This window comes from Mycobacterium sp., from assembly GCF_035653355.1.
In the GTDB taxonomy this organism is placed as follows: domain Bacteria; phylum Actinomycetota; class Actinomycetes; order Mycobacteriales; family Mycobacteriaceae; genus Mycobacterium.
Genome location: NZ_DASRBZ010000018.1, coordinates 1 through 7280, shown reverse-complemented (window position 1 = coordinate 7280; position 7280 = coordinate 1). Strand labels below are relative to the sequence as shown.

Annotated in this window: 8 protein-coding genes; 7 read left to right on the top strand and 1 reads right to left on the bottom strand. The window is 64.4% G+C overall.

The features are described 5' to 3' along the window. The coding region (locus VFA16_RS00610) for a catalase (RefSeq protein WP_324965956.1) at nucleotides 1-550 on the bottom strand (550 nt) is incomplete at its 3' end. Nucleotides 551-695: 145 nt separating this feature from the next. Here VFA16_RS00610 and VFA16_RS00605 point away from each other — a divergent pair. The 7 genes from VFA16_RS00605 to VFA16_RS00575 form a co-directional block, all read left to right on the top strand. Further along, complete coding sequence (locus VFA16_RS00605; RefSeq protein WP_324965955.1) at nucleotides 696-2147, top strand: MFS transporter; 1452 nt, start codon at nucleotides 696-698, stop codon at nucleotides 2145-2147. A gap of 534 nt (nucleotides 2148-2681) precedes the next feature. Beyond that, nucleotides 2682-3332 (top strand): phosphate signaling complex protein PhoU, encoded by a 651-nt coding sequence (gene phoU / locus VFA16_RS00600; protein WP_324965954.1) that lies wholly within the window; start codon nucleotides 2682-2684, stop codon nucleotides 3330-3332. 321 nt (nucleotides 3333-3653) lie between these two features. Continuing rightward, complete coding sequence (locus tag VFA16_RS00595; protein WP_324965953.1) at nucleotides 3654-3869, top strand: DUF3072 domain-containing protein; 216 nt, start codon at nucleotides 3654-3656, stop codon at nucleotides 3867-3869. Beyond that, nucleotides 3866-4117, top strand: a complete 252-nt coding sequence (locus VFA16_RS00590) for a hypothetical protein (protein ID WP_324965952.1) — start codon at nucleotides 3866-3868, stop codon at nucleotides 4115-4117. The genes VFA16_RS00595 and VFA16_RS00590 overlap by 4 nt, the downstream gene beginning before the upstream one ends. Before the next feature lie 217 nt (nucleotides 4118-4334). Then, nucleotides 4335-4991 (top strand): TetR/AcrR family transcriptional regulator, encoded by a 657-nt coding sequence (locus VFA16_RS00585; protein WP_324965951.1) that lies wholly within the window; start codon nucleotides 4335-4337, stop codon nucleotides 4989-4991. Between the two features lie 89 nt (nucleotides 4992-5080). Further along, nucleotides 5081-5743, top strand: coding sequence for a TetR/AcrR family transcriptional regulator (locus tag VFA16_RS00580; protein WP_324965950.1), 663 nt, complete (start codon nucleotides 5081-5083; stop codon nucleotides 5741-5743). Nucleotides 5744-5863: 120 nt separating this feature from the next. After that, nucleotides 5864-7280, top strand: a 1417-nt coding sequence (locus tag VFA16_RS00575) for a DEAD/DEAH box helicase (protein ID WP_324965957.1), incomplete at its 3' end; no start/stop codon positions are given.

Sequence of the window (7280 nt, the reverse complement as noted above, 5' to 3'; positions counted from 1 at the left end):
TGTCGTGCGCGGATTGCGCCTGCGGAATCTCGTTGTGCGGCTCGGGTTTGACGGCATGGACGAAGTCGGGGAACTTGATGCCGTCCTGAATGAAGAAGACCGGAAAGTTGTTGCCCACCAAGTCGTAGTTGCCTTGGTCGGTGTAGAACTTTGTCGCGAACCCGCGGACGTCACGAACGGTGTCGGCGGAACCGCGGGAGCCGGCGACCGTGGAGAACCGCACGAACACCGGTGTTTGTTTGCCCGGAGTGGTCAAGAACTTCGCCACGGTGTAGTCGGCTAGCGAATCGTCGTAGGGCTCGAAATATCCGTACGCCCCCGCGCCGCGCGCGTGCACCACGCGTTCCGGGATGCGTTCGTGGTCGAAGTGAGTGAGTTTCTCCCGCGCGTGGAAGTCCTCCAGCAGCGTCGGCCCGCGCTCCCCGACGCTCAGCGCGTCGTCGGTGTGATCGACGCGAACACCCTGCTGCGTGGTCAAATACCCGGTTGCCCGGTCGACTCGATATTGATCAAGCTGCTCTTGTTTTGGGTTTTGGTCGTTAGTTGCCATCACGTCCCTCCGACACAGGAATTCCAAGCGTGGGTAACCCGTGAAAGAGTTCGACAAACGGGGTCCACATCGAACGGCTTGACGCCCGGGATAGAAGGTCACCTTTCGGGGTATGCCGCCGGGCACCGCCGACCGGGAGGCTGCGATGAGCGAAGGCGTACAGACCGGAACGATTACCACACAGGTGCCGGCTCGGCTGGATCGGCTGCCCTGGTCGCGGTTTCACTGGCGGGTGGTCGTCGGATTGGGCGGTGTCTGGATTCTCGACGGTCTCGAAGTCACCATGGTGGGCAATGTCGCGGCCCGGCTCATTGAGCGGGGCAGCGGCATCCAGATCACCGCAGCGCAGATCGGCGCCGCAGCCGCCTTCTACATCGCTGGCGCGTGCACCGGCGCGCTGGTCTTCGGGCAGTTAACCGACCGCTTCGGGCGCAGGAAGCTCTTCATCCTCACTTTGGCGATATACCTTGTCGCCACCGCCGCGACCGCCTTCTCTTTTGCCCCCTGGTACTTCTTCGCTGCGAGATTCTTCGCAGGCGCCGGGATCGGCGGCGAATACGCGGCGATCAATTCGGCGATCGACGAGCTGATCCCCGCCCGGCTCCGTGGACGTGTCGATCTGGCCATCAACGGCTCCTACTGGTTGGGATCGGCGTTGGGCGCCGCGGCTGCGTTGCTGTTCTTGAACACCTCCTTGTTTCCGCTCCACATCGGATGGCGAATCGCGTTCGGGGTCGGTGCCGTGTTCGGGATAGCGGTTCTGGTGGTGCGTCGCAACGTCCCGGAAAGTCCGCGCTGGCTCTTCATTCACGGCCAGCAAGACGAAGCCGAGCGCATCGTCGACGACATCGAGGCGGACGTCGAGCAAGAGAAGCACGAAAAGCTGCCGGAACCCGAGGGATCGCTGACTGTGCGCCAGCGCAAGGTCATCTCTTTCCGGGAGATCGCCAAGGTGGCCTTCACGCTGTATCCCAGCCGCGCGGTCCTGGGGCTTGCCCTCTTCATTGGGCAGGCGTTCTTGTACAACGGGGTCACGTTCAACCTCGGCACGTTGCTCAGCGGCTTCTACTCAGTGGCTTCCGGCATGGTGCCGATGTTCTTCATCCTGTGGGCGCTCAGCAACTTCGCCGGGCCTGTGTTGCTCGGGCCGCTCTTCGACACGGTCGGACGAAAACCGATGATCTCGCTGACTTACCTCGGCTCCGCCGCGGTGGCGGTCGTATTGGCCGGCATCTTCGTGAGCCAATTCGGCGGCGTCTGGACGTTTCTCGCTGTGCTCATGGTGTGCTTCTTCCTGGCCGGTTCCGGCGCCAGTGCCGCCTACCTGACGGTCAGTGAAATCTTCCCGATGGAGACACGGGCATTGGCCATCGCGTTCTTCTATGCAGTCGGAACCGCCATCGGCGGCATCACCGGTCCCCTGCTGTTCGGCGACCTGATCGAATCTGGGAACCGGCATCAGGCAGCCCTGTCATTTCTACTCGGTGCGGCGGTAATGGCAATCGGAGGCGTGGTCGAACTGGTGCTGGGAGTCAAGGCCGAGGGTCAGAAACTCGAGGACCTTGCCATGCCGCTGACCACGGCGGAAGCCACATGACCGCGACGCCGTGGGTATGCCGGCTCACGGGCCATCGACCGCGTTTCTTTGTCGAGGGCCGGACAATGTACTGGGAATGTGAGCGGGGATGCCGCCAAGCTAGCGGCAGTAAGACGTATGCGACCGCGGAGCAGGCGCACCGGTACGCCGTCGCCTTCGATCGGCGCGATAACAGCGAGTTGGGCAAAAGAGCACCGTTGATCGGGCTGCTGCCACTTCGGCTGTGGCATCGACTCAACAGTCGGTCTAAAGACCGAACACGGTCACCACGTCGATTGTGAAAATCGCGAAAGCCATCCGCACGCTTGACTCGGCGCCGCTGGGGCCGGCGCTGACTGCTCAACGCCGGAGTCGCCCTCCAGCTCACGCCTCACAGCGGGCCCGATGCGACCGATCTGAAACCCGCCGCTTGATTGGGTGTTCCCAAGCGGGCGGGGATGGTAAACGATAGTCGTTGAGTTACATGTGCTTTTGCACGTAACCAGATATGCGGTAAGTGAGTCTATTTTGGTTTCACCAGGCACTCCCCGCTCGATGAGAAGCTCATTTCACGAGCAACTTTCGGCACTGACCGAGCGGCTCGCGGAATTGTGCGACTTGAGTGGTCAAGCGATGCGGCGCGCCACCGACGCGCTTTTGCAGGCGGATTTGGCCCTTGCGGAAAGTGTCATCGCCGGCCACGACAGCATCGTTGCGGAAAGCGCCCGGGTCGATCAGACAGCGTTCCTGTTGCTCGCGCTGCAGTCACCGGTGGCCGCGGATCTGCGCGCCGTCGTCACCGCTATCCAGATCGCTGCCAACGTCGAGCGGATGGGCGGCCTGGCTGTGCATGTGGCCAAGATCGCCCGGCGACGCCATCCCCAGCACGCGGTGCCAGCGGAAGTCAGCGGATACATCACAGACATGGGCGATCTGGCTGTCGCATTAAGCGCCGGTGCGCGCGACGTGTTGCTGTCGCGTGACCCGAAACGAGCCTCCGAGATTCGCCACGACGATGACGCGATGGACGAGAAGCATCGCGAACTGCTGACGGTACTCATGGACCGGGGATGGACGCATGGTGTCGGTGCGGCGGTCGACGTAACCCTGTTGGGGCGGTTCTACGAACGTTTCGCCGACCACACGGTGCAGATCGCTCGCCGCGTCGTCTTTCAGGCAACTGGGCGGCACGAGCCCTACTCATAGGTGCAAGGTTTACAGCGGCGGTTCGGCCAACAACTCGCGGAAGAGATCGATGTTGTGCTGGCGGCCAGGGCCACCCGGGGGCTTGCGGTCCCGAAACGCACAACCGTTCCGGTGGTCACCGGTCAGCGCTTCCAGACCAGCGAAACGCCTTGTTCTACAACGCCTGCCGCCCCGAACGACAGCGGCGGCCCACACAGTAGGCCAACCGCCGATCGCTGTTCCGCGATTGGATCAGCGGTAGCGGAGCCGCAAAGGGCGATCGGCGTCGGCTGACCGGAGTTCCTTGCTTAGGCCCGTGTGGTAGCGGGCATAGCTAGGTTCATGAACGACGATCCAGGGCGGGCGCCACAGGAGAACCCGGAGAAGGAGCAGTCGCAATGGGTGACCGGTGACGAGCCGATGACGGGCCCTCAACGTAGCTACCTCAATACGCTGGCGCAGGAAGCCCGCGAGGACATTCCAGAGAACCTCACCAAGGCGCAAGCCTCCGAGCTCATTGACAAGCTGCAGCAGCGCACCGGGCGGGGCCAGTCATGACGGTGTCGGCCGACGACGTCCGCCGGCTGCTGGCGAGCCGAGCTTCGGATGCGGTGCTGGTCTTGATCGAAGGCCGCACCGAGGTCGTCACATCGGCGGAACTGGGGTCGCCGGAATACCGGGGCGCCCTCCAACTCGCGACGCGCGACGAGGTGGTCCGGCGGGCCGGCGGCATGGAGCTGTCAGACCGTGAACTGAGCGAGCAGGCTGAGGACCTCGACACCGCTGTGCGCAATTTGGGAGGCTAGTGCCACACCTCAGCCAAAAGCTATGTGCGCCTGACGAATTACGGATAGCGCGCAGTAACGCAGCCGATATCGCAGGCAAGGCGGACGGTGTCGTCGTCGTGGTTGTTGCGCCGGTTATCCGCCCATAATTTGAGCAGCTATAGATTTTGCCAGCGCGAAGTCTATGAAGTTCTGGCAAACACCGGCCAAGACGTGTAGTGCAAGTAACATCGGTCGCATGCGAGCGACGCGGCGGCGGTTATCCCCGGAGGACCGGCGCGCGGAGTTGCTGGCGTTGGGCGCCGAGGTCTTCGGTCAACGTCCGTACGACGACGTCCGCGTGGACGAAATTGCCGAGCGAGCCGGCGTGTCCCGGGCGCTGATGTACCACTACTTCCCTGACAAGCGGGCATTCTTCGCCGCCGTCGTCAAGTTCGAGGCGGAGCGGCTGATCGAGGCCACCAACCACCTGCCGCTGCCGGGTCAGACACTGTTCGAAGAGGTGCTCACCGGTGTGCTCGCGTACATGGGCTACCAGCAACAGCATCCGCACTCCGCGTGGGCTGCGTATGTCGGCATCGGCCGCTCCGACCCGGTACTGCTAGGCATCGATGACGCCGCCAAGAATCGCCAGGTCGAACATGTCATGAGCCGGATCAGTGACATCGCGCATCCTGACACCAAGCTGGACCCTGAAGTCGAGCGGAATGTCCGGATGGTGGTGAACGGCTGGGTGGCGTTCACCTTCGAGTTGTGCCGGCAGCGCATCATGGACCCGTCCAGCGACATCAGTGTGCTCAGCGACGCCTGCGCGCACGCGTTGCTTGATGCGGTGGCGCGGGTCCCCGGAATTCCTGCCAAACTGGCGGCCGCGATCGCCCCGGATCAGCGCTGACATGCCAGCGCCGACCGGCACGCAGTAATTTTGCTAGTCATCAAGCTAAATTAGACGTCTGTCGAATCGCTTGTTCGTAACATCGCAGTATGGACGCGGCAAGGCGGCGACTGTCCCCGAAGGACCGGCGCGCGGAGTTGCTGGCGTTGGGCGCCGAGGTGTTCGGTCAACATCCCTACGATGAGGTCCGCATCGACGAGGTCGCCGAACGGGCCGGGATATCGCGGGCGCTGATGTACCACTACTTCCCCGACAAGCGGGCGTTCTTCGCCGCCGTCGTCAAGTACGAGGCGGAGCGGCTGTTCGAGGCGACGGAGATGGCGCCCACTGCGGGCGGCACGTTGTTCGAACGGGTGCGCGCCGGTGTGCTCGCGTATGTGGATTACTACCAGCGGCATCCGCGCGCAGCCTGGGCCGTGTATGTCCGGGCGGGCCGGTACGACCCGGTCCTGGTCGAAATTGACGACGCCACCAAGAAACGCCAGATGGAGCGGGTCATGACCGCTGCCGATGCGTTAGTGCCCGGAGGCCTGGGAAACGGTCTGCACTCACAGGTGGAGCGTGACCTGCGGGCCACGGTCTACGGCTGGCTCTCGTTCACCTTCGAGATGTGCCGGCAGCGGATCATGGACCCGTCGATCGACGATGAATACCTCGGCGACGCGTGCGCGCATGCGCTGCTGGATGCGATCGGCCGGGTGCCGGGCATTCCGGCCGAACTGGCCGACGCCGTAGCGCCGGACAAACGCTGATCGGCTTACCCGGCTCCCACGATGAATGCCAGGCTCAGGCAGATCAGCTGTTTAACGGGCGGCTTGACCGACGTCGCGGCACTTGTCGGTGGTGCTTGGCACGATGGCTAGGTGAGCGCTTTGCCGCCGACCGATCCGTTGGCCCGCTTTTCTCCCCCGACGCGGGAGTGGTTCGCCGGCACATTCGCCGCGCCGACCCCAGCGCAGGCCGGCGCGTGGTCGGCGATCGCCGACGGCCACAACACGCTGGTCATCGCGCCCACCGGATCGGGTAAGACGCTCGCGGCATTCCTGTGGGCCATTGACAGCCTGGCCGGCGTGGACCCGCAATCCCGTCACGACCGCGGGCCAGGCACCCGCGTGCTCTACGTGTCACCCCTCAAGGCACTGGCCGTCGACGTCGAGCGCAACTTGCGCGCCCCGCTGAACGGGATAACCCGCGTCGCCCAGCGGCACGGCATCCCCGTTCCTGAGATCAGCGTGGGCGTGCGATCGGGTGACACCCCGCCCGGTCGGCGACGCCAGCTCATCGCCCAACCTCCCGACGTGTTGATCACCACGCCAGAGTCGCTGTTTTTGATGCTCACCTCGGCCGCACGGCAGACCCTTGCCGCGGTACACACGGTGATTGTCGACGAGGTGCACGCCATCGCCGGCACGAAACGTGGTGCACATCTGGCGTTGTCGCTGGAGCGGCTTGACCAGCTGCTGCCGCGGCCGGCGCAGCGGATCGGGTTGTCGGCGACCGTGCGTCCGCCCGAAGAGGTGGCCCGATTCTTGTCCGGGCAATCGCCGACCACGATCGTCGCGCCCCCGTCACCCAAGACCATCGACCTGACGGTGGAGGTGCCGGTCCCCGACATGGCCAACCTGGCGAACAACACCATCTGGCCCGACGTCGAGGCCCGCCTGGTCGAGCTGATCGAATCACACAACTCGACGATCGTGTTCGCGAATTCGCGCCGGCTCGCCGAGCGGCTTACCGCCCGGCTCAACGAGATTCACGCCGAACGCTCCGGGGTGGAGTTGCCCGCCACCTCCAACCGGCAGGTAGCCGGCGGCGCGCCGGCGCAGCTGTTGGGCAGCGGCCAAACTTACGGCGCGCCAGCGGTTCTGGCGCGCGCCCACCACGGTTCGGTCAGCAAGGAACAACGCGCCGCAGTCGAAGACGATCTCAAAACGGGCCGCCTCAAAGCCGTCGTGGCGACCTCCAGCCTCGAGCTCGGCATCGACATGGGCGCAGTCGATCTCGTGATCCAGGTGGAGGCGCCGCCATCGGTGGCCAGCGGATTGCAGCGCATCGGTCGGGCCGGCCATCAGGTCGGCGAAATCTCGCAGGGCGTAATTTTTCCCAAACACCGCACCGATCTGATCGGCTGCGCGGTCGCCGCCCAGCGCATGCTGGCCGGTCAGATCGAAACAATGCAGGTGCCCGCTAACCCGCTCGACATCCTGGCGCAGCACACCGTGGCGGCGGCCGCACTCGAGCCGCTGGACGCCGATCGTTGGTTCGACACCGTGCGGCGCAGCGCGTCGT